The following is a 25,873-nucleotide window of genomic DNA, read 5'->3' as shown; positions in this document are numbered from 1 at the left end:
AGGGGTGGGCGAGGTCATCGCACCGTGACCTTTATACGGACAAGTGTCCAACCCCACAGGCAATTGCGAAAAATCGCCCACCGCACAGCCCCGCCCCCTCATGATCCGCTACACCCAGGCCGCGGATCCGACGCCTGGTGCCTACAGGCTGCCGTGGTCGGTCCTGGCCCACCGGACCTCGCCGTCGGCCCCGCGGTTGGCCTGCCACGACTCGTACCCGCCGTCGCCCTCGACGGCGGTGATGTGATCGGCGAACCCGTCTTCGTCCAGGTCAGAGGCCACATACAGGGTCCCGCCCGTCGAGTAGGTCCTGGTGTCGAGGATCCCGTCGCCGTCGAGGTCCACGGTGGGAGCGTGCAGCTCCATGTCGCCGGCGTCGGGGCCCATCGGGTGCTGGGCGGGGCCGAGCGTGCCGAGCAGCAGCATGTCGTCGTGCATCATCACCACGACTCCTTCCGTTGGCTGGACTGGTCGCTACTGATTGGACGCAGCGCCGCCACTGGCGGTTCCGCCGTTACCGAACGGTGACGCTCGCAAAGGCCTCCAGCACGGCGAGGTCACGGTCGCAGGCGGCCAGTTTCCCGGCCCTGCTGCCCGCGCGCTCCCGCAGCTGCCGATCGAGCGAGGCCAGCCGGTCCTCGGACTCGCGTGTGCGCTCGCGATGCCTCGCCAGGACCGCCTCCGCGCACCGGGCCTCGGTGTCGACCAGCCGACCAAGCACCCGCTGCTCCAACACCGACCGCACCGCCGCAAGCGTCTCCACCGCCCACTGGCGGAGGTGTGCGCGATCGGCGAGGTGCCCGCGGGCCCGGGTCAGCCACCACGCGGCGCCGCCGCCGAGAAGCAGGGTCACCGGGATGCTGGCGAGGTCGAGCGCGGGCACGGTCGACAGCGGAGCCATCACCATCCGGCCGAGCCCCAGCCCGGCGGACGCCCCGAACACGATCATCATCCGGTCCTCGAGCCCGCGGTGCCGCGGCGTGGGCGGCTCGATCGCAGGCACCGTCGGCGTTCGGTTCTCGTCGGGCAGCGACGCACCGAGCACCTGCGCGCTGACCTCGGCCAGGCGCACATCCGCAGCCGCGTCCACCCTCGCGGTGAGCGCCGCGATCGCGTCCCGCAGGTGTTGCGGGTATGCCGCCAGTGCGGTGCGGTCGGCTCGGTCGATGGCCTCCCGTGCGGCGGCGGACTCCGCCCGCACCTGGTCGCTCACCTCGTGCGCCAGCTCCACCCGGGCCAGCGCGGTGAGCCTGCGCAGGACCGCGGCCCGATCGCCGCGCCACCCGTCCCGGTCTGCCACCAGCGCGGACCGCTCTGCCCGCAGCGCCGCGGTGTCGTCGGTCGCGCGCAGCGATTCGGCGGAGGCCCGGATCAGGGCCCCGGCCTGTTCGGCCGCGCCCGCGGCCCGCATGCGCAGCCGTGCCCGTCGCTCGGGGACGGCGGTGGTCGCCTCGAGCATCGCCGCATGCAACTCCTCGATACCGTGACCGTCCGGCACGGAGACCGGATGGATCACGGCACCCGCGAACCGGGGCAGGTGCTCGGTGAGCAGCTCGGTGTTCCGCCGAGCGACCGCCGCCCAGTCGTGGTGCGCGTCGACGTCGGTGAGCGCGAAGAGCACCGTGTGTGCGGACTCGGCGCCGCCTCGCAACAGTTCGAGTTCCTCCCGACCGAGCGGCGCCGCGGCGTCGAGCACCATCAGGGCCACGCCTGCCGCGGGATCGGGCGCCTCGGCGAACCGCAGCTCGCGGCTCCCGGCCCCGGCCTCCGCGAGCGCAGCGATCAGATCGCCGCGACCCCTGCCGGGCACGCCGAGGACCACAACGGTCACCGCGCCGTCCGGATCCGGCTCGGGGGGCGCGGGCCGTTCCAGACCGGCCAGCGCGCCGGGGTTCCACCGTCGCAGGACCGCGGCCAACTCCGGCGGCACCGTGTCGTTCACCGGACCTCCCCGCGGGCCCACTGCCGAACCGCGCTCCGGTGCAGCGTCAGAGCCGCCCTGGTGCCGCGCGCGTCGAAGCCGCCGTTCATCCGGCCCCGCCACGTCCGGGCCCGACGCAGCGCGAGAGCGGGATCGTCCGGCGGCGGCTCCGCCGGCAGCTCCCCTTCTTGCGGGAGGATCGCCGCGACCGCGACCGTCAGCGCCTCGTCGCCCGCCAGGTACTCCTCCACCGCGTCGCGGAGGCTCGCGGTCCCGATCAGCGCCCGCAGCTCCGCCGACAGCGCCGCTGCCCTGGCAGCCAGGCAGGCCTCGAGCCGCTCGGTGACCGCGATCCGCAGATCGGCCACCCCGAACTGCGACCGACTGTCCACGGGCAGGCAGGGCACACCGAGGACCGCCGCGGCGCGCTCGGCGGCGACAGCGGAGTCGGCCAGCGTGTCCGCCTTGTGCAGGACGGCCAGCCCCCGATCCCCCGCGATGCCCGCCGCGGCCACGTCGGCGCGGCGCGGCGGGTCGCACACCACGAGCACGATCAGTTCCGCGGTCAGATCCGGGTCCTCGGCGCCCGGCACGTCCCAGGCGGGGGTCTCGACGACCTCGGCCGCCTGCATCGGACCGAGCGCCGTGATGACCGCGGACCGACCGACGCCAGCACGCCCAGTCACCTCTATCCGCACCGGAGCGCGATACCGCCGCACAGCCCGGCTCACCAGAGCCCCGGCCGCCGGATCCGCCTCCGTCGCCGATCGTCGTAACCCGTCGACCGTCGCATCGAATTCCATCGACGCCATCGCGCCACCCCCAAAGAAAAGAACGCGCCCCCCGGCGCGCCCCGAATGATCGCAGCCTCCGCGGCCCGACGCACCACGAGGCCAGGAATTCGTCGATCGCATCACCGAAACGGCAGGTCGCGACCTGTCCACGGGGCGGCTGCCGCGGCGGCGCGGCCCGCTTCCTGACCCCCGCTCGGCGGCACCCGCCCGGGAAAGTCTCAACTTTCACTTCAGACCCACCTGCCACAACCCTCCGTCATGCGTGACAATGGTCGGGTGAATGACGCGAAATCCCGGGTGGCAGGGGCCACCGAACAGGGTTCCCGCCTGTACCCCGGGTGACCAGTTTCCGCTCGCGCCGCGGCGCCCTGACCGACCCTCAGCAGCAGACCTGGGACCGGCTGTGGCCCACGATCGGCGCCGATGTCTCCGACGCTCCGCTGGACGTCGCCGGGTGGTTCGGCCGCGAGGCCCCGACCATCGTGGAGATCGGCAGCGGCACCGGCACCGCGACCGCGGCGATGGCCAAGGCCGAGCCGCACGCGAACCTGATCGCGATCGAGGTCTACCGGCCCGGCCTCGCCCAGTTGCTGCAGGCGATCGAGCGGGACTCGATCCCCAACATCCGGGTGCTGCGGGGCGACGCCGTCGACGTGCTCGAGAACATGCTGGGACCGGAGTCGCTGACCGGCGTCCGGGTGTTCTTCCCCGACCCCTGGCCCAAGGCCCGCCACCACAAGCGCCGGCTGCTGCAGGGGCCGACGTTCAAGCTGATCGCGGAGCGGCTGATGCCGGGCGGCGTGCTGCACGTCGCCACCGATCACGCCGAGTACGCCGAGTGGATCGCCGAGGCAGGCAATGCCGAACCGCTGCTGACGCCGCTCGACTGGGAAGATCTCGCGCAGGGTCCGGCCGATTCGCCGATGACCCACGAACGACCGGTCACCAAATTCGAGAACAAGGCGCAGCAGGTTGGCCGACCCATCACAGAGCTGATCTGGGGAAAGGTTCGAGCATGAGTGTGAGCGAGCGGTTACCGGACACGACACCGACCGACGCCGTGGGGGCAAACTCACTCGCGGACGAGACTCGTGAGGTGCGGCACCAGAAGCGGGTGCTGCTGGTGTGGGACGCGCCGAACCTGGACATGGGCCTCGGCGCGATCCTCGGTGGCCGCCCCACCGCCGCCTACCGGCCACGATTCGACGCCCTGGGACGCTGGCTCCTCGGCCGGACCGCCGAGCTGTCCGGCACCAGCGCGGTGCGCCTCGAGCCGGAGGCGACGGTGTTCACGAACATCGCCTCGGGCAGCGCAGATGTCGTCCGCCCGTGGGTCGAGGCCTTGCGTAATGTGGGTTTCGCGGTGTTCGCCAAGCCGAAGATCGATGAGGACAGCGATGTCGACGCCGACATGCTCGACCACATCGCCCTTCGCGCTCGGGACGGCGGGCTGGCCGGGATCATGGTCGCCTCCGCCGACGGTCAGGCTTTTCGCGAACCGTTGGAGGACATCGCTGCAACCGGTGTTCCGGTGCAGGTTCTTGGCTTCCGCGAACACGCGAGCTGGGCGGTCGCCTCGGAGACCCTCGAGTTCGTAGACCTCGAGGACATCCCCGGGGTGTTCCGCGAGCCGCTGCCGCGGGTGAGCCTGGAGTCCCTGCCCGACGAGGGTGCCTGGTTGCAGCCGTTCAGACCGCTGTCGGCCCTGCTCATCGGGCGTCAAGGAGTTCAATAGTGTTCGCCACCTGGGGCCGACTCGTCTACCGCCTCCGATTCGCCGTGATCGGAGCGATGGTCGGGCTGATGCTCGCCCTCGGCGCGTACGGCCTCGGGTTGGAGAACAATCTCAGCCAGAGCGGCTGGGACGACCCCGGTTCCGAATCGGTGGCGGCGGCCAAGCTGGCCGACGGCACCTTCGGACGCGACACCGTCGCCGACGTGATCCCCGTGTACACCGCGCCCGAGGGCAAAACGGTCGACGACCCGGCGTTCGGCGCGAAGATCACCAAGAGCCTCGACGAGCTGGCTGCGAACAACCCGGACGAGATTCTCAAGATCAACGCCAGCTACTGGTCGACCAAGATCGCCCTGATGGCCGATCCCTCGAAGGAACACGCGTTCGCCAGCGTCGCCATCAAGGGCGACAACGACACCGAGGTCGCCGCGAACTTCAAGAAGGTCCGCGACGAGTTCTACATCGACGGGGTCGACGTCCAGCTCACCGGACTGCAGCCGGTCACCGGCACGCTCAACGACACCATGGCCAACGACGTGCACCGCATGGAGATCCTGGCCATCCCGGCCGTCGGCGTCCTGCTGTTCTTCATCTTCGGCGGCGTCGTCGCCGCAGCCCTGCCACTGATCGTCGGCGGCCTGACCATCATCGCCGCCAACGGCGTGGTCAAACTGATCACCCACTTCACCGAGGTCAACGCCTTCGTTGTGCCGGTGGTCTCCCTGATCGGCCTCGGCCTGGCGATCGACTACGGCCTGTTCATGGTCAGCCGCTTCCGCGAGGAGATCGCCGAGGGCTACAGCACCGGCGACGCCGTCCGCCGAACCGTCATGACCGCCGGGCGCACCGTGATCTTCTCGGCGACGATGATCGTCGCCAGCCTCGGCGGCCTGCTGATCTTCCCGCAGGGCTTCCTCAAGTCGGTCGCCTACGGCGCCATCGCGGCCGTCATCCTGGCCGCGGTGATCTCGGTGACGGTGCTGCCCGCGATCCTCGCCATTCTCGGCCGCCGGGTGGACGCGCTCGGACTGAGTTTCATGCGCAAGACCAAGACCACCGACGAGATCGAGAACAGCGTCTGGGGCCGGCTGACCCAGTGGGTGATGAAGCACCCGCTCAAGGTGACCATCCCGATCGTGATCGGCCTGCTGCTGCTCACCATCCCGATCTCGAACATCAAGTTCGGCGGCATCAACGAGACCTACCTGCCCCGGACAACCCGACCCGCGTCGCGCAGGGCGAGTTCAACGAGCTGTTCCCCAACTCCCGGTCCGAGCCGGTCAAGCTGGTGCTCGACGGCGCCCAGGGCGCGCAGATCACCCAGATCGTCAAGGAGGCCAACGGGGCGCCCGGTCTGGTCGAGAAGTTCACGATCAACAACCCGACCAAGGACGGAGTGACGGTCTTCAAGGCCGGCCTGGTCGACCGCAACGACTCCGAGGCGACGATCGACTACCTCCGCGCGATGGACGTGCCCGACGGGGTGACCATGCTGGTCGGCGGGACCCCGGCGATCGAGCAGGACTCGATCGCCGCGCTGCTGGACAACCTGCCGCTGATGATCACCATGGTCGTGCTGCTGACCACGCTGCTGATGTTCCTGGCCTTCGGATCGCTGGTGCTGCCGATCAAGGCCGTGCTGATGACCGCGCTGGGCCTCGGCGCAACCCTCGGCATCCTGACGTGGATCTTCATCGACGGCAACGGCGCAGGGCTGCTCAACTTCACGCCTGGACCGATCATGTCGCCGGTCCTGGTGCTGATCATGGCCATCATCTACGGCCTGTCCACCGACTACGAGGTGTTCCTGCTGTCCCGGATGGTGGAGGCGCGGGCGCAGGGCGCCAGCACCACCGAGTCCGTCCGGGTCGGCACCGCGCACACCGGGCGCATCATCTCCGCGGCCGCGTTGATCCTCATCGTCGTCACCGGCGCGTTCGCGTTCTCCGAGCTGGTGATGATGAAGTACATCGCCTACGGCATGATCGCCGCGCTCGTCATCGATGCCACCCTGATCCGGATGTTCCTGGTGCCCGCGACGATGAAGCTGCTCGGCGACGACTGCTGGTGGGCGCCCGCATGGATGAAGCGCATCCAGGAGAAGCTGGGCCTGGGCGAGCCGGTCCTCGAGGACGAGCGGATGCCGTCCGACGTGCCGGTGATCGTGACGCCCCCGATGCCCGTCCCGGTCGAACCGAGGCCCGCGAATCCCGTCCCGCTCACCAGGGCCGCGGTCGAGCAGGTCCTGCCCGCGCGCACCGCGGCAGCCACCGCGATCGCCGAGCACGAGGAGCCGCTGCCGGAACCGCTGACCGAGCCGATTCCCCGGGCACACCCGCCCGTCGTCGCGCCGGAGCAGGCCCCGCGTCGGGCTCCCGCCCCGCCACCGTCGAGCAGGGTTGCACCCGCCCCGGCGCAGGCGGAGCGAGACTCCCGTCCGATCGAGAGCTGGTTGGCCGATCTGAAGGTGCCGCGGCCGCCCAAGGCGGCTCCCCCGCAGGCGGCTCCCCCGCAGACCAACGGCTCGGAGCAGTCCGCGGGCGCGCCCGAGGATCAGGGCAGGCACCGGCACTCGGCCGGCTCGCCGACAGTGAGCGTGAGCGAGCTGCTCGCCCGCCACCAGGAGGACTGAGGTCGGGGCGAGCAGCCGCCGGTCGGGTGGCTATGTCTGCACCCGACCGCGCTGTGCGCCCTCGGCGAAGGCCCGGGCGTACCGGGTCCCCGCTGCCAGCAGCAACAGCCCGGCCCCGATGAACGCCAGCACGCGGAACATCCCGTCCAGCGTCGCCAGGTCGAACAGGAAGAGCTTGGCAAGGGCCGCGAAGGTCAGGGTGAGGCCCGCGCCGAGCGCGAGATGAGCCCGCTCCGGGTGCGCGAGCCCCCACCGCAGCGACACCGTCGCGAGCACCATCGCGATCAGGGTGGCCGCGCAGTGCCCGGCGATGAAGCCCCTGTCGGCACCCAGCGCCGCGACACCGGCGGCCACCACCGCCGCAGTGCCCGCGTAGAGGGCGCCGATTCCGGCCGCGACCCAGGCAACATCGGCCCGGCGATCGTCGAGTAGACCCATGGAATGCGCCTGCCCGACAACGAGAACCATCAGGGTGGCCAGCATCGAGCCGGACGCGATGACGGCGAGCGAGCCGACCGCGTCGGCCTGGTTCACCAGTGACTCCGGCGGCGCGGCGTCGAGGAACAGCAGCGCACCGATCGACCCGAACCCGATCCCGGCGCAGTAGGCAATCCGGGAACGGGTCTGACCGGCGACCGCGACCAGTCCGAGCGCCAACGCGAGCAGCACCACCGGGAGCGCGTCCCGCGGGCTGGCACCGGCGCTCGCCTGCAGCACCGCAAGGGACGCGACCGCCGCGGCGGCGACCCGGGTGTGCCCGGGCAGCGGGCGCACCAACGCCAGCACGGTGAGCAGCCCGGCCGCGAGCCCGCACTGCAGCGCCACCTCCGTCCATCGGCCCGCGACGCCGCCCGAGAACAACAGCGGCAGCATCGAGAGCGCGAGCATCACCGTCGCGGTGACGTCAGACGCGTTCCGACGCACCAGCACCACCGCCGATCCGACACCGACCACGGCGACCACCACCGCAAGGGCCAGCAGCGCCACCGCGACCGGGCGATGCCAACCGGTCCACGGCGAGGCCCCGTTCCAGGTGGCGTCGGCGAGCGCGATCAGCATTGCGAGTACCGCCGGAATCGTCCGTGCCGCATGCAGATACGGCCAGTCCCGGCCGAGCTGGGGCGGGAACGCGGCGACCTGGAGCAGAACCAGGAAGACGAGCAGGGTGACAGTGAGTCCGTCCGCAAGGGCCGGGGCGAGCACCGCCACCGCGACCACGGTGAGCGCAGCCAGTGGTTGCGACTGCCAGCGCGTCGCAAGCGTCATTCCGCCCGCCGCGATCCCGAAGGCGACCGCGAGGCCGACGACGGGCGGCAGCCAGCCGTAGTACGAGGTCGCGGCGACCACGTCCAGGTACCCACCCGCGACGCCGGTGCCGACAAGGGCGAGGCCACCGACCCGTCCGCCGGGGCGCCCGAACACGCGGATGCCCGCCGCGACCAGGGCCACAGCGAACACCGCGCCTGCGCTCACCCGGGCCACCGGGCCGAAGAACCCGGCCTGCGCAGCCAGCACCAGCAGCATCAACACGCCGATCAGGGTCACCGCCGCGCCCGCGACGGCGAGCACGCGGCTGACCATGCCGTCACGCTGCCACCACGGCTCGCGGGGCTCTCGCCGGGCGGCCTGCGGGCGAACCGGCGGCCACTGGTCGGGTTGCGCGAAGACCGGCGGAACGGCCTGCGGCGCAGGCGGAGCCGGTGTCATCGGCCGCTGGACCTGCGGCTGCGGAACCGGGGGCTGCGCCGCGTAGACCGGCTGCTGCGCGGACGCCTGCACCGCCTGGGGCGCGGAGACCTCGAGCTGCGACCTCAGCCGCGTCAGATCCTCGGCGACACCACGCATGTGCAGCCCGAGCGCGTCGAACTCGCCGGCCAGCCGCGCGACCAACTGCGGATCGATCTGGGGGCTTACGACAGAATTGCCTTCGAGATTGACCATGCGTCAACGATCGGCGCACGGGCCGTCGATCACATGAGTAGTCCTACCCAATCGGAATGGGGGTTTTGCGCGAGATCCACACGGACCCCTCCTGGGTCAGCCCAGCATCCGCTTCCAGGTGGTGCCGAACGGGTGCTTGGCGGTCAGCGATCCGAACCGCACCTTCCCCCGCACCACGACGTGCAGCGGGCCGATCGGGGGCCGGTGCGGACCTTGTTGGTGGCGCTGCCCGCGACCGTCTCGACGGCATTGAGGTCGACGGTCGCCTCCGGCGGGACGACGATCGAGATGGAGCTGAAGTAGTCCGACACGACGATCTCCACGACCTGGCTCGTCATGATCGCCTCGGTGAAGTCAAGGGTGACGTCGGACATCATGCTGTCCACGTGCAGCGTCGGGGACACCTGCCACGGTCCCTGGCGTTTCACCGTCGACATCCGTCCGCGCACCACGCCGCCCGGATGCCCGACCGTTCCCCGGTACGGCTCGGCGGGGGCGAAGTGCGGCTGAGGCTGGGGATGCGGCTGCGCGTACGGGGCGGGCTGGGGGTACGGGGCGGGCTGGGGGTACGGGGCGAGCTGGGGGTAGGGCGCGGCCTGCGGCGCGTGCTCCCCGACGAGCTGTATCCCGGGCAGGTCGACGAGCACCGCGTTCAGTTCGCCCCGAGTCTTCGCGGCGAGCGTGGTGTCCATGCGTTCGCTGAACTCGCCGAGCGAGAGCATCCCCTGCCCGACCGCACGCTGGAGCAGCTGCCCGACGTGCTCGCGTTCCGCATCGGATACCCGCAGATTCCTCGCATCCATGCCGCCAGGATATGCGGCTCCGCCGCCCGGCGTGAAGCGGCTCTACAGCCCGCGTTCGATGGCGTACCGGGTCAGCTCGACGCGGTTCGCGAGTTGGAGCTTGCGGAGCGTGGCCTGGACGTGGTTCTCGACCGTCCGGTGACTGAGCGTGAGCCGGGTGGCGATCTGCTTGGCGCTCAGCCCCTTTGCCACCAACCGCAACACCTCCGTCTCGCGCTCGGTGAGCCGGGGCACCTCGGGGGCGCGATCATCGGAGGGGCCGGACGCGATGCGCCGGTACTCGCCGAGCACCAGCCCCGCCAGGCCGGGGGTGAACACCGCCTGGCCCGCGGCGGTGGCCCGCACGGCGTCCACCAATTCGGCGGCCGAGGCGCTCTTGACCAGGTATCCGGTGGCCCCGGCCTTGATCGCCTCGAGCACGTCCTCACGCTCAGCCGACGCCGACAACACCAACACGGTCGAGTCCGGCGATGCCGCCAGCACCGCGGCCGTCGCCTGCGCCCCGTTGCCGTCGGGCAACTGCATGTCCATCAGGACCACGGCGGGCCGCACCGCCGCGGCGCGCGTGCGCGCCGCCGTCACACCGTCCGCGGTGGCCACCACCGCGAAGCCGGCCGCCTCGAGGTCGCGGGCCACCCCCTCCCGCCAGATGGGGTGGTCGTCGACCACCATGACCGTCAGCGGCTCCATCACGCTCTCCCCTTCCCCGACGCCTGCTTGCGCACCCTGATCTCCCATTCGACACCCTCGCCGGGGGCGTTTTCCAGCGTCACGGTGCCGTCGAGGTCCGCGACCCGGCCGAGGATGGAGCGCGACACCCCCATTCGCCCCTCTGCCTCGGCCTCGGCGAGTCGGCCGGGGGCGAACCCGACGCCGTCGTCGCGCACGGAGACGACGACCTCCTCGCCGAGGTCCTCCAGCAGCACATAGGCTTTCGCACCCCCGCCCGCGTGGAGCTCGACGTTCGACAGGGCCGTCCGCACCACGGCCGCGACCTCCGCGGCCCGCTCCCGCGCCATCAAGACGGGGACGGCAGGCGCCGACACCGACACCGTGGTGCTCGCCTCGCCGCGCAGCAGCGGCCCCAGGTCCACGTCACCGGCGCCGTGCTCGGGGTACCTCCCGCTTGCGGGGGACGGTGCCGCCTGCTCCGAGATCAGCTCCCGCAGCGCAACCTCCTGCTCGCCCGCCAGCGTCGCCAATTCCAATGTCGGGCCACCGATCTCGGTGCCGCGGCGGCGGACATACGCAAGCACCTGCAACACCCCGTCGTGGACCTCGCGTCCGAGCCGCTCGCGCGCCTCCGCTGCGGCGGTCAGTCGCGCGGCCTGCTCGAGCTGCGCGTGCGAACGCCGCGCGGTGTTGGCCGCCAGCCCGAGCGCGAGCCCCACCGAGATCAGGATCGGCGCGGTGGCGTCGCGCCACAGGTCGAGATCGATCTGGCCCCGGACCAGCGCGCTGGCCACCGAGATCGCCGCCCCGGACGCGACCCCGAGCCACGGCCCGCCGAGGATCGCCGCGGAGATCACCGCGTTCGTGGCCCACAGCGTGGTGGGCAGGGTCTGATGCGTGGAGTACCAGTCCTGATCGGACACCAGCCGGGTCGAGGCCATCAGCGCCACGACCACCACCTGGTCGGCGGCGACCAACCACCGACGCGCCGCCGTGTTCCTGGACAGCCCGACCGCCGCGAGGCCTGACCACACCGCCATCAGCGCGACCATGACCCAGCTCAGCGTCGGCCGCGTGTAGTCGGACACCGACGCCACCTGATAGCTGACCGCGTACACCAGCGTGGCCAACCGGAAGACCTGCGCGGCCCGCCACAGCGGCTCGGTGGCCCGTGAGTCTTTCCGGTCCTCCTGCGGGCCGAAAGAACTCACGGCACGTCGTCGGGGGTCGCCGGGAAGAGCGGTATCCGCGGGTCGGCGACCTCCACCTCGTCCGGCACCTCCTCCTGATCGGAGGAGAGCAGCGACCGGATCGCGGTGTTGAGCACCGCGACGATCGGCACCGCGAGCAGCCCGCCGACGATCCCGGCGAGCACGATGCCGGTGGTGATCGCCAGCACCACCGCGAGCGGGTGCAGCCGGACAGCGCGCCCGAGCAGCAACGGCTGCAACACGTGACCCTCGAGCTGCATGATCCCGATGATGATGCCGAGGGTGATCAGGGCGGTGATCAGTCCCTTGGTGACCAGCGCGACGAGCACCGCGACGAAACCCGTCACGAAGGCACCGACGATCGGGATGAACGCGCCGACGAAGACCAGCGAGGCCAGCGGCAGCGCCAGCGGCACACCGAGGATGGCCAGCCCGACCCCGATCCCCACCGCGTCGGCCGCCGCGACCACGACGGTGGCCCGGACGTACCCGACGAGGGAGCCGAAGCCCTGGCTACCCGCCAGCCGGACCCGCTCGCGCGAGGCCGTGGGGACCACCCGGGTGACGAACTCCCAGATCTGTTCGCCGCCGTACAGGAAGAAGATGACCGTGAACAGCGTCAGCGCGGCGCCGGTGAACAGCTCCCCGATCACCTTGCCGGTGGTCAGCGCGCCGCTGGTCACCGCCTCCTTGTTGTCCTGGATCGACTTGACCACCGAATCGCCGGCCTGCCGGATCTGGTCCTCGGAGAAGTGGAACGGGCCCGCGGTCAGCCAATCCTGGATCTGATCGATGGACTGGGTGAACTGGTCGGTCAGCTCCGGCAGGCCTGCGATGAACTGCTCGACGACGAAGGTCATGATCCCGGCGACGACACCGATCGCGACGACGAGCACCACAACCACGCCCGCCGATCGCGGCACTCCCCTGCGCTGCATCCAGTCCACCAGCGGGTAGAGCAGGGCGGCGGCAAGCAGCGCCAGGCCGACGGGGATGAGCACCGTGTCCAGTTTGCTGATCAGGTAGCCGAGGGTGACCAGCCCTGCGAAGAGGACGAGCAGTCGCCACGTCCATTCGGCGCCCACCCGCACGATGGGGTGCACCGCCCTGGCATCACCGTAGGGCGGCAGATCCGATCGCGGCTCGTTCGCGCTCACCCCGGCGAGCCTATCGGCCGATGGGTCGTTGTGCGGGAGGCGGAGATCGGCGCGGCAGGGCGGGCGATGAGGTCCAGGTCACGCCGCGTCGACGCGGTGCGCTCGACACAGGCACCGCACGACTAAGTTGGTCCTGTGCTGGCATCCTCCTATCGAGCGGTCGCGCTGACCATGCGTAGTCGATGGCCGCTCTACATGGGCTCGATGATCCTGGCCAACTTCTTCGGCGCGGTCCTCGTGCTGGCCTTCATCCGGTACGGCCTGCCCATCTCGGAGTCGCAGGCGATCATCGCGGATCGCGTCCGCAACGTCGTCATCTTCGGCATCTACCTGTTCTTCGCCGGGATCGTCAGCCTCGGCGCGGCAGCGATGATGCTGCGGTCGGTGATCCGCTGGCAGCTGCGCGGAGGCCCGCCGACCCGCGGCGAGCAGATGTCCGCGCTGCACGCGCCACTCCGCCAGGCGATCGTGCACCTGATCCTCTGGGTAATCGGTGGCGTGCTGTTCGTCTTCCTCACCGTCTGGGAGATGCCGGAGCTCGCCGTCGCCGTGATCGTGACGGTGTGCATGGCGGCGACCACCACCTTCGGATTCACCTACATGCTCGGCGAGCGGATCCTCCGGCCGGTCGCGGCAAAGGCCCTGAGCGAGGGGCAGTTCGACCGCCTCCTGGCACCGGGCGTCGGGCCCAGGATGGCGATGACCTGGGGGCTGGGCACCCTGATGCCGGTGATCGGGATCATCCTGCTGTGCGCCACCCAGCTGAGCACCGACCTGCAGTTCTCGACCAACGCGCTGGCCATCGCGATCATCTTGCTGTCCGGGCTGGCCATCACCACCGCGTTCTCCCTCTCGATGCTCACCGCCAGCCAGATCTCGGATCCGATCCGGCAGCTCCGCAGGGCCATCGAGCGGGTGCAGCGCGGGGCAACCGATGTCCAGGTGGAGGTGTTCGACGGCAGCGAGATCGGCCGGCTGCAGGTCGGGTTCAACCGGATGATGAAGGACGCCGGTGAGCGCAAGCTGCTCCGCGAGCTGTTCGGCCAGCACGTCGGGGAGGACGTGGCGCGCCGGGCCCTGCAGTTCGGTACCGAACTGGGCGGCGAGACCCGGTTCGTGGCCGTGCTGTTCGTGGACATGGTCGGCTCGACGGGCGCGGCGGCCGAACAGCCCCCCGGCGAAGTGGTCCGGCTTCTCAACGAGTTCTTCCGGGTCGTCGTCGACGTCGTCGACCAGCACAACGGATTCGTCAACAAGTTCATGGGCGACGCCGCGCTGGCCATCTTCGGGGCGCCTCTGGACCGGCCGGACGCACCGTCCGCGGCGCTGGCCGCGGCGAGGGAGTTGCGGTTCGCACTCAACGACATCACCGGGCTCGACATCGGCATCGGTGTGTCGGCGGGCCTGGCGGTGGCCGGGAACATCGGCGCCGCCGAGCGTTTCGAATACACCGTGATCGGCGACCCGGTCAACGAGGCGTCGCGGCTGACCGAGCTGGCCAAACTGCGGCCGAGCCGGGTATTGGCCTCGACCAGTGCGCTGTATTTCGCCGACGACGAGGAACAGGCCGAGTGGGAGCTGGGCGATCAGGTGCAGCTGCGTGGCCGCAACCGGATCACTCACCTCGCCTGGCCGGTCCAGTATCCCTAGATGAGTGAAGTGCTTGGTTACGCTGGGCAGGTGGTAACGCCGCAGCCCGACCGGAGCGAGGTCGTCCCCCACGCATCGGAGGGGTCGGCACCCGATCGCCCGCGCGGGCGGTTCTGGTGGCTCAAGTGGGTGGCTGGCGTGCTTCTCATCGCTCTGCTCGTCGCCGAGGGCGTGTACCTGTGGCCGCGACTGCACGAATCCTGGATCGCGCTCTCCGAGATCCACTGGGGCTGGCTGGCCGCGTGCATCGTCGCGCAGGCCGTCTCGCTCAGTGGCTACGGACGCGTTCAGAAGCAGCTGCTCCGGGCAGGTGGGGTGGCCGTCAGCCAGCGCAAGTCGGTCTCGGTGGTCTACGCGTCCACGGCGATGGCGGTGACGCTGCCCGCCGGTCAGGTCTTCTCGACGGCCTTCACCTACCGGGAAACCCGGCGGTGGGGCGCAAGCCCCGTCGTCGCGTCCTGGCAACTGGCGATCTCCGGGGTGATCGCGGGGATCGGGCTGGCGCTGATCGGGGTCGGGGGCGCGCTGCTGGTCGGCGGGTCGGTCAGCCCCTTCACGCTGACCTTCTCCATCGCCGGCCTGATCGCGCTGATCTTCGCCGTCCGCTACGTCTCCGCGCATCCGAACTCCATCGAGGCGGCAGTCCGCTGGGCGCTCGTGCGCGTGAACGCGATGCGCAACAAGCCGGCCGACACCGGGATGTCAACGGTGCGGGAGATGCTCCAGCAGCTCGAGTCGGTGCAGTTGGGCAAGCGGGACGGCGCGATCACCCTCGGCTGGTCCGCGGTGCACCGCGTCGCGGACATCGCCTGTCTCGCCGCGGCCTGCTACGCGATCGGTGCCGACCCCGCTCTGTCCGGGCTGCTGATCGCCTTCGCGGCGGGCAAGGCAGTCGCGACCATCCCACTCGCGCCGGGCGGCCTGGTGTTCGTCGACGCCACCCTGATCGCCACCCTCACCACCGCCGCCAGCATCAGCGCCTCGCAGGCCGTTGCGGCCGCCTTCGTCTACCGCGGGGTGAGCTTCATCCTGGTCGCGATCGTCGGCTGGATCGTTTTCCTCTTCCTCTTCCGTCGCCATCAGCACGAGGATCTGGAGTTCGATGTCGAGCTCGAACGCAGCGAACAGCGGGCGCTGCACGAGCCCCCTGCCGTCGAGATCGAGGGACTCGAGAGCCCGAAGGGCGAGCGACAGCGCCGGGAAAACAGCTGATCAGAGGGTAGATCGAGCGCACTCATCCTGCGGGGTGCCCATTACCCGAATCGGGCAATTGCCTTCTCCGCCGTGGCCGATCTCACATAGCCTAACTCTCATGCCATGTACGGGCGACACGCCGTGAGCCGCGGAAAGAATTGATCAGGCCCCTCTCCACCGCGGGATTCGAGTATGTCGACCGCCTCCTCTCACCCAAGGAGCCGACATGAAGTGGAATCGCCAAGTCCCGTCCGGTATGCCCTCGCACCGTTACCGGTCGCATTACGACCGGGTGCCGACGCCACCGGACGACGGCATCGGGCGTCAGTGGCCGTCCAATCGCCTCACCGAAGCCCCGCTGTGGGCGCCCGTCGACCTACGCGACGGCAACCAGGCCCTCCCCGAACCGATGGACACCGCCCGCAAGCGGTTGATGTTCGAACAGCTGGTCCGGATGGGATACAAGGAGATCGAGTGCGGCTACCCGGCGTCCAGCCAGGCCGAGTTCGACTTCACCCGCGACCTGGTGACCTTCGACCTGGTGCCGGACGATGTCACGGTCGTGGCGTTCACCGCCGCGCGGCCCGACCTGATCGATCGGACCTTCGAGTCGGTGCGCGGCCTGGCCAACGTGGTGCTCCACGTTTACGTCCCCACGGCCCCGATGTGGCGGTCCATGGTGCTGGGCCAGGACCGGAAGGAGTTGCTGGCCCACATCCTGAAGTCGGTGGAGTACGTGGCCCGCATCGGCGACACCATTCCTGGCATGCGGTACCAGTTCGCCCCCGAGGTGTTCAACCTGACCGAGCCGGACTTCGTACTCGAGATCTGCAACAGCATCACCGAAGTCTGGGATGCCAGCCCGGACCGGCCGGTCTCCCACAACTTCCCGACCACCGTCGAGACGGCAACGCCGAACGTCTTCGCCGATCAGATCGAGTACATGCACCGGCACCTCGACCGCCGCGAGTCGGTGATCCTGTCGGTCCACACGCACAACGACCGGGGCACCGGCGTCGCGTCATCGGAGTTGGCGATGCTCGCGGGCGCACAGCGCGTGGAGGGCTGTCTGTTCGGCAACGGCGAGCGGACCGGGAACGTGGACCTCGTGACGCTCGGGCTGAACCTGCATTCGCAGGGCATCGACCCGATGATCGACTTCTCCGATCTCGACGCGGTGCGGCGGACGGCAGAGCACTGCAACAGGATCGATGTCCACCCGCGCCACCCGTACGTGGGCGACCTGGTGTTCACGGCGTTTTCGGGTACCCATCAGGACGCGATCAAGAAGGGGTTCACCAAGCACAATGCGACGGCGAAGGCGGCAGGAGTGGAGCCAGTACAGCAGCCGTGGGAGATGCCCTACCTGCCAATCGATCCCGCCGACATCGGCCGCGACTACGAGGCGATCATCCGGGTGAACAGCCAGTCCGGCAAGGGCGGCGTCGCGTACCTGCTGCAGACCGGTTACGGGCTCGACCTGCCGCGCGCCCTGCAGATCGACTTCGCGCGACGGGTGCAGCACACCACCGACGACGGCGGCGGTGAGGTGACGGCGGAGGAACTGTGGAAGCTGCTGACGGCCGAGTACGCCCACCACGGCGCCCTCGACAAGTGGTCGCTCGAACACCTCGGGAACGGCGACCACCTGACCGTCCGCGCGACGCTCGGCGACGTGCAGGTGAACGGAGAGGCCTCGGCAAGTGGGCCGGTCGAGGCGCTCACCCTGATCCTGGCCGACCACGGCTGCCCGGTGGAGGTGCTCGCGATGTCGCTGCAGTCGGTCGCCGAGGGCGCGGGCGGGCAGGCCATCACCTTCGCCCAGTGCCGGATGAACGGCAAGACGCAGTGGGGTATGGGCATCGAGTCGTCGGTCACGGCGTCGGCACTGCGGGCGGTGCTGGCCGCGGCAACGCTCGACTGATCCCTGGTGCTCATCGGGTGATCCCAGGAGGACCGCCGGCCGATTCCCTCGGCCGGCGGTTCTGTGTGTTACAGGTCACATCGCCTTGGGGAAATATCCACGGCTGCGGCGCAGTTGGACGGAGCACATGCTTGAAATTTGAACTACTTACGAGGAGTCCACATGACCACCGCCATCGCCCTCCCCACCCTGACCACCGGCACCTGGGCCATCGACCCGAGCCACTCCACCGTCGGCTTCTCCGTCCGGCACCTGATGGTCAGCAAGGTCCGCGGACGCTTCCAGGAGTTCTCCGGCGCCATCACCGTCGCCGAGGACGGCACCCCGTCGGTCACCGCCGAGATCCAGGTCGCCTCCATCACCACCGACAACGAGCAGCGCGACAACCACCTGCGCGCGGCCGACTTCTTCGACGCCGAGCAGTTCCCGACCGCCACCTTCACCTCCACCGGCGTGCGCGCCAAGGGCGAAGACTTCGTGGTCGACGGCGACTTCACCCTGCACGGCGTGACCCGCCCGGTCGAGCTCAAGCTCGAGTTCAACGGCGTCAACCCGGGCATGGGCCACGGCCCGGTTGCCGGCTTCGAGGCCAGCACCGTGATCAACCGCAGGGACTTCGGCATCAGCATCGACATGCCGCTCGAGGGCGGCGGCGCGGTGGTGGGCGACAAGATCACCATCACCCTGGAGATCGAGGCCGGCCTGCAGGCCTGATCCCCCACGCGCAACAACGCCCCCGTCGCGACCCACCTCCTTGGGGCGCGACGGGGGCGTTCTCGCGTCGCTAGCTGCCCGCTGCCATGTCGAGCACGGCGAGGTGGCTGAACAGCATGCTGGTACCGATCGGGTTGCCGCCGCCGGGGTACACGGTGCCGCTCGGCGCGGCCATCGTGTTGCCCGCGGCGTACAGGCCCGGGATCGCGTTGCCCGACTGGTCGAGCACCCGCGCCGCGGTGTCGGTGCGCAGCCCGCCCTTGGTGCCGAGGTCGGAGATGCCGAACGCGGCCGCGTGGAACGGTCCCTGATCGATCGTGACCAGCGGCGGCTCGCCGCCCGAGAACGCCCGGTCGTAGGCCTCGTCGCCGCGGCCGAAGTCCTCGTCGACGCCCTTGGGTACGAACTCGTTGAACCGCGCGACTGTGGCGGCCAGGTTCTCGGCAGGGACGCCGATCTTCGCGGCGAGCTCCTCGAGGGTGTCCGCGGTGTGCCACAGGCCTGCCGCCTGGTACTTCTCCGTCTCGACCATGGAGACGTTGGTGGCCTTGACCGGCGGCACCTCGCCCTCCTTGTTGTCGTAGATCATCCAGTACGGGAGGGTGACCGTGCCCTCCTCGAGCTGACGGATCACGTCGCGACCGAGGCGGTCGTACGGCGCGGACTCGTTGACGAACCGCTGGCCGTCCTGGTTGACGAAGATGCCGCCGGTGAACCACAGCGCGAACGCGGAGCGTCCGTCCGGGTGGGTCATACCGGGCGACCACCAGGCCTCGCCCATCAGGTCGATGTCGGCGCCTGCCGCAATGCCTGCCTCGTGCGCCTTGCCGAGGTTGGCCCACGGGCCCATGGTGTCGCGGGCCTCGCCCGGCACGCCGAACTTCTGCCGCAGCTCGTCGTTGCCCTCGAAGCCGCCCGCCGCGAGCACCACGCCCTTGCGCGCGCGGATCGCGATGCGCTCGCCATCCCGCTCGACAACGCCGCCGACCACGGTGCCGTCCTCGACCACCAGCTCGACCAGCGTGGTGTTCAGGTGCAGTGTGGCGTTCGGGTACTTGGCGATCGCCTTGAGGAACCGGGCGATCAGGGCCCGGCCGCCGATGAAGTAGTCGTCGGGCGCGGGCGCGCCGAGCCGGTCGACGTCGAGCGGCCCGCGCACGACCTCGCGCAGCTCGCTCGCCTCCGCGACGGGCAGCGGCGTCGGCATGGTGTGCCGCTGGCCGTCGAGGCGGGCCTTGGGGGCCTTGCCGAAGTAGTCGGGCCACGGCAGCATCTCGAACTTGAGGTTCTCGTCCTGCTCCAGGTACTCGATCAGCGGGGCACCGCCGCGGACGTACGCGTCCTGCAGGTCACGAGGGGTGCGATCGCCGACGACGGCGTGGTAGTACTCGAGGGCGTCGTCGATGGTGTCGTCGGTGCCCGCGCGCGTGAGCACCGGGTTGCACGGGAACCACACCCCGCCGCCGCCGGAGTACGCGGTGGTGCCGCCGAACTTGTCGGTGGCCTCCACCAGGATCACGTCCATACCCTCGCGGGCCGCGGTGTAGGCGCCGGTGACGCCGCCGCCACCCGACCCGACCACCAGCACGTCACACGTCTCGTTCCACTGCACCATTCTCTGCACCTCTCACACCGCCGCCCGCCAGGGCGGCATTCGTCGGCTCGACCGGACCGTCTTGGTATGCCCAAGGTAGGCGGCTGCGAGACCTGCATCACATCAACGTCCCAGTCAGAGGGAACATCCCGGTTCGGCGCCAAGGGATCCGCGGCTTACCCTGGACCGGTGAACAAGCGCCCGCCCGTCCTGGCCGTCCTGGCCGTCGACATCGTCCTGGTGGTCGTGTTCTGCGCGATCGGCCGACGGAGCCACGACGAGGCGAACGCCCTCGCCGGGCTGGCGACCACGGCGTGGCCATTCCTCGGCGGGCTGGCGGCCGGCTGGCTGGCCAACGCGGCGCTGTATCGCAACAAGTCGCTCCCGGCCTCGGTGGTTCCTGCCGGGGTGATCATCTGGCTGAGCACGGTGGTGGTCGGGATGATCCTGCGCGTCATCGGCGGTCAGGGCACCGCCTTCAGCTTCATCATCGTCGCGACCAGTGTGTTGGCGGTTTTCCTGCTGGGCTGGCGCGCGATCTACGCCGCCGTCCGGAAGCGCTCGACCGCCGCCTAACAAGTTGGCGTCGAGTCCCACCCCTCACCACCCAGTCATGAGAAAGTTTGGCGATGAGCGAAACCACTTCGCCACCCCGTGATCCCAAGGCCGACCACGGCTTCTTCGGCCAGCCAGTGGCGCTCGCGAACCTGTTCGGCGTCGAGATGTGGGAGCGGTTCTCGTTCTACGGGATGCAGGGCATCCTCATCTACTACCTGTACTACTCGGTGGCCGACGGCGGGCTCGGCATCTCCCAGGCCGCCGCGACCAGCATCGTCGGCGCGTACGGCGGCACCGTCTACCTCTCCACCATCCTCGGTGGCTGGATCGCCGACCGCATCCTGGGATCCGAGCGCACCCTCTTCTACAGCGCGATCCTGGTCATGTGCGGCCACATCGCCCTTGCCGTGATCCCTGGACTGGCGGGCGTCGGGGTGGGCCTGATCGCGATCGCCGTCGGCAGCGGTGGACTCAAGGCGAACGCCACCTCCCTGGTCGGCGACCTGTACGCGGAGAACGACGACCGCCGCGACGCCGGGTTCTCGATCTTCTACATGGGTATCAATCTGGGCGCGCTGATCGGCCCGCTGCTGACCGGGTGGGCACAGAAGGAGTGGGGATTCCATGTCGGCTTCGCGCTCGCGGCGATCGGCATGGCGCTTGGCCTGATCCAGTACACGCTCGGCCGCAAGCGGCTCGCCGGGATCGGCGAGCGGCCGCTGAACCCGATGCCACACGCGCAGCGGCTGCGGTACGCGGCCCTCGGCACCGTCGCGATCCTGGCGATCCTCGTGCTCTGCCTGATCGGGCTCATCACCACCGACAACCTCTCCGACGTGGTCGTGGGCCTGACGATCGTAGCGTCGATCACCTATTTCCTGGTGATCCTGACCAGCAAGAAGATCACGAGCACCGAGCGCAGCCGCGTCATCGCGTTCATCCCGATGTTCCTGGCCAGCGCCGCGTTCTGGTCCCTGTTCCAGCAGCAGTTCACCGTCGTCGCGATCTACTCCGACAAGCGCCTGGACCGCAACCTGTTCGGCTGGGACTTCCCCGCCTCGTGGGTGCAGTCCATCAACCCGGTCTTCATCATCATCTTCGCGGGCGTGTTCGCGGCGATCTGGACGAAGCTCGGCCCCCGCCAGCCGTCCTCACCGCTCAAGTTCGCGGCGGGCACCATCATCATGGGCCTGGCCTTCCTCGCGTTCCTGCCGTTCGCGGGCGGCGGGCCGAACAGCACCCCCTGTTGGGCCTGATGTTCATCCTGCTGCTGTTCACCTTCGCCGAGCTGTTCCTCTCCCCCGTCGGGCTCTCGCTGTCGACCAAGTTGGCGCCCAAGGCATTCCACACCCAGATGGTCGCGCTGTTCTTCCTGTCCGTTGCGCTGGGCTCGTCGATGGCCGGCACCCTGGCGAAGTACTACAACGAGAACGACGAGGTGCCGTACTTCACCTGGGTCGGCGCGGCCTCGATCGCGGTCGGCGTCGTGATGATCCTGCTCTCGCCGTGGATCAGCCGGATGATGCGCGGGGTGCACTAGCAACCGCCGTCGGCCACGCCCTTGTGCGTGGCGTCGCATCGGGCGGACGATGGTTGGGAGCCATGAGGGGTGGCTCGACCGCAGGTTCGTCCCAATCAAAAGGTGTGAGCACAATGTCCACCAAGTTCACGAAAACCCTCGCTGCGACCGCAATCGCCCTGACAGTCGGAGTCTTCGCGGCCCCTGCCGCCTCCGCGAGCGACACCGTGGCCGCTACGCCCGCCCTTGGCTCGGTTGCCCTCTGCTTCAGCCTCCCGCTCGGGTCCGCCGCACTCGTCTGGTGCATCTGAGCCCGACGACAGTCAGTCCGTGAACACGGCTGTGGACTGACACCACTGCCGAACAACCAACGCACGGTAGGAATCCGGGCGCAACTCCCGCGACCACGTTCAGTCTATGAAACGAGCCTCGGGTACGGACCTCGTCCGCGCCCGGGGCCCGTCGACGCGTCAGTTCGGTGCGACCTGAGCCTGGGCGAGGTCGTAGACGGCCTTCTCCTGATCCACGAAGTGGGTGGCCGACATGTAGGGACGAGCGCTGTTCATATTCGCGAGGACGGTCTCGAGGACCGGGAGGCCACCATCGGCGTTGACGAAATGGGAGGTGACGGCGACCTGGATGCCGGTGCCAGTAGCCGGGTCGTACTGCTCGAACCAGGGACCGCCGCTTGCGCCGGGGCTGATGGCCGCTGGCAGCACGTCGAGGTACCTGCCGACGATGCCCGTTGACTGCCCGGAGCTGACCTTGAGGGTGCGGCCGTCGAAGGAGCGCTGGAGTTCGGACGGCACCCCGTTGCGGTTGGCCGCGCCGGTGCGGGTCGGGACGCCGTTCACGATCGGCGGCCCGTACCAGCTCTTGATGTTGTCGGCGGGGTAGCCGAAGCCGGTCAGCGTCTTGCCCTGGGGCAGGTTGAAGCCGACCTGCTGGCCGCCGGTGACCTGCTGGATCGGCCGACTGTCGGTGGGGCTGTCGACCAGGAACGCGGCCATATCGTGCCCGGGGCCTTCACCGAACTGACTGGGGTCAACAGACCATTCGTTGGTGATCCAGTGCCGGGTCACCCCCCAGACGCCGTAGGGCGCGATGTCGGTGCCGGGCATCGTGGTCCCACCGTCGCTGCCAGGGACGTGACGGGCAAGAGCGGCACCGTCGAAGCCGGGGATGAAGACCGCACCGACCGTCTGCGTGGTCTCGATCCCCGTGCCGAAGTCCCAATTGGAGGAGTCCATCAGGAAGCAGTGGGCAGCGGTGAGCACGACGCTCTGGTTGGCACTGCTGACGACGTTCGCCGAGCAGCTGGTCAGAAGAAAGTCGGTGCTTCTCGGCTTGGTGCGCTTGAGGAACAACTTCCCGGCAGTCTTGCGGACCTGGCCGGGTCCCGTGAAAGTAGCGCTGAGGGCGTCGCCTCCAGCCGTCGGCTCGACGATGACGTCGCTGCCCTGACCGTCGAGCCCCCCGGCGGGATCGTCGTCGGTGAGACCGCCCTGCGCGAGCCGGTCGACGGTCCAAAAATTGACAGCCGCCTGCAGCTCCGCGGCGTAGCCACTACCGGCAGCAACCATGGGCGGCAGCTCGTGGGGCGTGGTGGACTCTGCGCTCGCCGATCCGGTGCCTGCCGACCCAGTGTTTGCGGACCCCGCGCTTGCGGGCGCAGAGGTGGCCAGCAGCACCGCCGCGGTGGCCGCCGCAACAGCCCAGCTGACGCCTGTCGATGTGCGCATTTTCCCCAACCCCAAAACGTGAATGATCTGTGAAGATATGGCACTCGGTGTCATTCTGTCTCGGATTTCGGGCAACAGGTCAGGCCCGGCCCAGCCGACTTCCGGATTCACCGATGGGCGAGCAGCGAGAGTATTGCCCGAGGGTCACCGCGGGAGCTGGGCCTGGATCGGCCGCAGGAACCGGCCTGCCGCGTCGACCGCGGGGGCCGAGCTGTCCGCCCCCGCGACGAACACCGCGAAGGCCACATCGCCGTCGATGCCGACGAACCAGCCGTGCGCGGGGGCGTCACCGACCTCGGCGGTGCCGGTCTTGCCCCGCAGGTCGGCGATGTCCGCGAGCTGGGTGGCGGTACCCGCCGTGACCGTCTCCCGCATCATGGTCCGCAGCTGCTCGGTGACCTGCGGGGGCGCAGGGGCGGGTGTCGTGTTCGCGACGCCCGGCATCCCCGCGACCAGCATCGGCGCGGGCGTGGAGCCCTTGGCGATGGAGGCCGCGACGAGCGCCATACCGAACGGCGTCGCCGTCACCTGCCCCTGTCCGATCGCGGATTCGACACGCTGAGCCGGGGTGTCCGCGGGCGGCACGCTGCCGGTGACCGTGGTCAGCCCCGGCGTCACGTAGTCCACCCCGAGACCGAACTGCAGGGCGGCGTGGGGCAGCGCGGTCGGCGGCAGCGCGACCGCGAGCGCGCCCATGGTGGTGTTGCAGGAACGGGCGAACGCGGTGTGCAGCGGCACCGAACCGAGGTCGAAGTTGTCGTCGTTGGGGATGGTGCGGCCCTCGATGTTCGCGCTGCCCGGGCACGGCAGCACGGTGTCCGGGGTGACCGAACCCGATTGCAGCGCTGCGGAAGTGGTGACCGTCTTGAAGGTCGACCCCGGCGGGTACAGACCGGTCAGCGCGATCGGGCCCTGCGCGCTGGCGGCCGGGTTCTGTGCCACCGCGAGCACGGCCCCTGTGGACGGCCGCAGTGCCACGATCGCGGACTGCTGCGGGAGATCGGCGATGGCCGCCTGGGCGGCGCCCTGGATCGCGGGGTCGAGGGTGGTGGCGACATCAGGCTGAACCGTGCCGTCCTCACCGGCCAGCCGCTGCGCGGATCCGTTGGCGGACACCAGCTGTACAGCCCAGCCTGCGGAGGCATCCTGGCCCTGCTGCCACAGCTCCCGGAGCCCGTCGAGGGTCGGTGAGGTCATGGCCTTGTCCGCGGTCAGCAGCCGGGCCTGCTTCACCAACTGCACACCGGGGATCGCGGCGAGCCGATCGGCGATCGGCTGGAAGTCCGCGTCCCGCAGCGTGATCGCGGTGACGGACTTGCCCTGGGATCCGGCCAGGTCCGCCTGCAGCGAGGCCGCAGTGACCGTGGGCGCCACCGGGCCGACCAACTGCGCGACCGCGGTGGCGGTACCGGCCGGGTCGGCGATCGTCGCCGGGTCGAGATTGACCAGGGTCACGGTCTGCTCGGTCATCAGCGGGCGACCGGCGGCGTCGAGCACCTGCGGGGAGCCACCTGCGAGGGTGGTGTAGCGCAGCGTGCTGTCCGACGTCAGCCCCGGGGCCAGCAGTTGCGGGTCCCATGGGATCTTGCCGCCGTCGGCGACGGCCTTGCCGCCGCCGGTCGTGGTGTAGCTCCAGGTCTGTGCCGAGTCGGACTCGGTGGCCGCCGCCGTGGTCGTCGCACCGGCGGTGGCGGTCGTCGTGGATTCGGCCGCGGGTTCGGCGCCGAAGGTCCAGTCCGCGTCGAGGGTGAAGGTGCCCGCGTCGCTGTCGGTGCCCGCGACCACGAAGGTGGCATCCCTGGCGGCGAGGCCGTCGAACATCTGGGTGATCGCGGCCGCCGCGGCCGCTGGGTCGCTGGTGAGGTCCGCGGCCGCCTGCGCGTTCCGCTGGGTGAGCGCGTCGGCGAACTGCTGGGCCGCGATCTCCGTTTCCGACTCGGTCTGCCCGATGGTGCATCCACCCAGCACCAGCGCCGACACCGCGATCCCCGCCACACTCAGCCTCATCCGCATGGCCTCGAGGTTAGGCGGCCCCGCCGCCGGCGCGCAGTTTTCGCACCTCGCGCGGCCCAAGCGGCACCGATCCTGGGGTGGCGAGGATCCATTCCCGGG

General features: G+C 69.9%; 17 protein-coding genes and 4 pseudogenes. 10 read left to right on the top strand and 11 right to left on the bottom strand.

The features are described from left to right. Nucleotides 1-141: 141 nt before the first annotated feature. The 3 genes from BTZ20_RS02010 to BTZ20_RS02000 all read right to left on the bottom strand — a co-directional run bounded on the left by BTZ20_RS02010 (nucleotide 142) and on the right by BTZ20_RS02000 (nucleotide 2,607). Entirely contained in the window at nucleotides 142-441 is a 300-nt protein-coding gene (locus BTZ20_RS02010; protein ID WP_077043405.1) for a DUF6802 family protein, read from the bottom strand. A gap of 73 nt (nucleotides 442-514) precedes the next feature. After that, entirely contained in the window at nucleotides 515-1,942 is a 1,428-nt protein-coding gene (locus BTZ20_RS02005; RefSeq protein WP_145982164.1) for a hypothetical protein, read from the bottom strand. Further along, nucleotides 1,939-2,607, bottom strand: a complete 669-nt coding sequence (locus BTZ20_RS02000; protein WP_145982163.1) for a hypothetical protein — start codon at nucleotides 2,605-2,607, stop codon at nucleotides 1,939-1,941. The genes BTZ20_RS02005 and BTZ20_RS02000 overlap by 4 nt, the downstream gene beginning before the upstream one ends. Nucleotides 2,608-2,973: 366 nt before the next feature. Here BTZ20_RS02000 and trmB point away from each other — a divergent pair. The 3 genes and pseudogenes from trmB (at nucleotide 2,974) to BTZ20_RS01985 (ending at nucleotide 7,082) form a co-directional block, all read left to right on the top strand. Then, nucleotides 2,974-3,734, top strand: a pseudogene (gene trmB, locus BTZ20_RS01995) (tRNA (guanosine(46)-N7)-methyltransferase TrmB). Beyond that, nucleotides 3,731-4,450 carry an NYN domain-containing protein gene (locus tag BTZ20_RS01990; protein ID WP_077040191.1) on the top strand — a complete coding sequence of 240 codons (720 nt, stop codon included), beginning with the start codon at nucleotides 3,731-3,733 and terminating at the stop codon, nucleotides 4,448-4,450. The pseudogene trmB and the gene BTZ20_RS01990 overlap by 4 nt, the downstream one beginning before the upstream one ends. After that, a pseudogene (locus tag BTZ20_RS01985) lies at nucleotides 4,450-7,082 on the top strand (MMPL family transporter). Before BTZ20_RS01990 ends, BTZ20_RS01985 begins: the two are co-directional and overlap by 1 nt. A 30-nt stretch (nucleotides 7,083-7,112) precedes the next feature. Here BTZ20_RS01985 and BTZ20_RS01980 read toward each other — a convergent pair. From BTZ20_RS01980 to BTZ20_RS01960, 5 genes and pseudogenes are all read right to left on the bottom strand, one after another. Beyond that, nucleotides 7,113-9,023, bottom strand: coding sequence for a DUF2339 domain-containing protein (locus BTZ20_RS01980; RefSeq protein WP_077040190.1), 1,911 nt, complete (start codon nucleotides 9,021-9,023; stop codon nucleotides 7,113-7,115). Between the two features lie 96 nt (nucleotides 9,024-9,119). Further along, a pseudogene (locus tag BTZ20_RS01975) lies at nucleotides 9,120-9,826 on the bottom strand (DUF1707 domain-containing protein). A 42-nt stretch (nucleotides 9,827-9,868) separates the two neighbouring features. Continuing rightward, entirely contained in the window at nucleotides 9,869-10,516 is a 648-nt protein-coding gene (locus BTZ20_RS01970; protein WP_145982162.1) for a response regulator, read from the bottom strand. Then, nucleotides 10,516-11,709 (bottom strand): MacS family sensor histidine kinase, encoded by a 1,194-nt coding sequence (macS, locus tag BTZ20_RS01965; RefSeq protein ID WP_077040188.1) that lies wholly within the window; start codon nucleotides 11,707-11,709, stop codon nucleotides 10,516-10,518. The genes BTZ20_RS01970 and macS overlap by 1 nt, the downstream gene beginning before the upstream one ends. After that, on the bottom strand, nucleotides 11,706-12,866 hold the full coding sequence (locus BTZ20_RS01960) for an AI-2E family transporter (RefSeq protein ID WP_077040187.1): 1,161 nt from the start codon (nucleotides 12,864-12,866) through the stop codon (nucleotides 11,706-11,708). The genes macS and BTZ20_RS01960 overlap by 4 nt, the downstream gene beginning before the upstream one ends. Before the next feature lie 195 nt (nucleotides 12,867-13,061). Here BTZ20_RS01960 and BTZ20_RS01955 point away from each other — a divergent pair, with 195 nt between their 5' ends. The 4 genes from BTZ20_RS01955 (at nucleotide 13,062) to BTZ20_RS01940 (ending at nucleotide 18,348) form a co-directional block, all read left to right on the top strand. Then, nucleotides 13,062-14,516, top strand: a complete 1,455-nt coding sequence (locus BTZ20_RS01955; RefSeq protein ID WP_077040186.1) for an adenylate/guanylate cyclase domain-containing protein — start codon at nucleotides 13,062-13,064, stop codon at nucleotides 14,514-14,516. Continuing rightward, complete coding sequence (locus BTZ20_RS01950) at nucleotides 14,517-15,728, top strand: YbhN family protein (protein WP_083742461.1); 1,212 nt, start codon at nucleotides 14,517-14,519, stop codon at nucleotides 15,726-15,728. A gap of 208 nt (nucleotides 15,729-15,936) precedes the next feature. After that, nucleotides 15,937-17,634 carry a 2-isopropylmalate synthase gene (locus BTZ20_RS01945; protein ID WP_077040184.1) on the top strand — a complete coding sequence of 566 codons (1,698 nt, stop codon included), beginning with the start codon at nucleotides 15,937-15,939 and terminating at the stop codon, nucleotides 17,632-17,634. 162 nt (nucleotides 17,635-17,796) lie between these two features. After that, a complete protein-coding gene (locus BTZ20_RS01940) occupies nucleotides 17,797-18,348 on the top strand; it encodes a YceI family protein (RefSeq protein WP_077040183.1) in 552 nt (183 codons plus the stop codon). Between the two features lie 70 nt (nucleotides 18,349-18,418). Here the strand turns inward: BTZ20_RS01940 and BTZ20_RS01935 are convergent, their stop codons facing one another. Then, nucleotides 18,419-19,963 carry an FAD-binding protein gene (locus tag BTZ20_RS01935; RefSeq protein ID WP_077043404.1) on the bottom strand — a complete coding sequence of 515 codons (1,545 nt, stop codon included), beginning with the start codon at nucleotides 19,961-19,963 and terminating at the stop codon, nucleotides 18,419-18,421. Nucleotides 19,964-20,131: 168 nt separating this feature from the next. Here BTZ20_RS01935 and BTZ20_RS01930 point away from each other — a divergent pair, with 168 nt between their 5' ends. The 3 genes and pseudogenes from BTZ20_RS01930 (at nucleotide 20,132) to BTZ20_RS27055 (ending at nucleotide 22,330) form a co-directional block, all read left to right on the top strand. Then, the gene (locus BTZ20_RS01930) at nucleotides 20,132-20,518 is read left to right on the top strand and encodes a DUF3054 domain-containing protein (protein WP_223263571.1); all 387 of its coding nucleotides are present in this window, start codon (nucleotides 20,132-20,134) and stop codon (nucleotides 20,516-20,518) included. 53 nt (nucleotides 20,519-20,571) lie between these two features. Further along, a pseudogene (locus BTZ20_RS01925) lies at nucleotides 20,572-22,040 on the top strand (peptide MFS transporter). Between the two features lie 113 nt (nucleotides 22,041-22,153). Further along, the gene (locus tag BTZ20_RS27055) at nucleotides 22,154-22,330 is read left to right on the top strand and encodes a hypothetical protein (protein ID WP_189636567.1); all 177 of its coding nucleotides are present in this window, start codon (nucleotides 22,154-22,156) and stop codon (nucleotides 22,328-22,330) included. Nucleotides 22,331-22,489: 159 nt separating this feature from the next. Here BTZ20_RS27055 and BTZ20_RS01920 read toward each other — a convergent pair whose 3' ends face one another. Together BTZ20_RS01920 and BTZ20_RS01915 are read right to left on the bottom strand one after the other, a co-directional pair. After that, a complete protein-coding gene (locus tag BTZ20_RS01920) occupies nucleotides 22,490-23,761 on the bottom strand; it encodes a trypsin-like serine peptidase (RefSeq protein ID WP_077040182.1) in 1,272 nt (423 codons plus the stop codon). A 144-nt stretch (nucleotides 23,762-23,905) separates the two neighbouring features. Further along, the gene (locus tag BTZ20_RS01915; protein ID WP_077043402.1) at nucleotides 23,906-25,768 is read right to left on the bottom strand and encodes a penicillin-binding transpeptidase domain-containing protein; all 1,863 of its coding nucleotides are present in this window, start codon (nucleotides 25,766-25,768) and stop codon (nucleotides 23,906-23,908) included. Nucleotides 25,769-25,873 lie beyond the last annotated feature (105 nt).

It is taken from the genome of Rhodococcus sp. MTM3W5.2 (assembly GCF_001984015.1).
Lineage (GTDB): Bacteria > Actinomycetota > Actinomycetes > Mycobacteriales > Mycobacteriaceae > Rhodococcus_G > Rhodococcus_G oryzae.
Note: the sequence above shows the minus strand (reverse complement) of the source record. Positions and strands in the feature narration are given on the sequence as shown.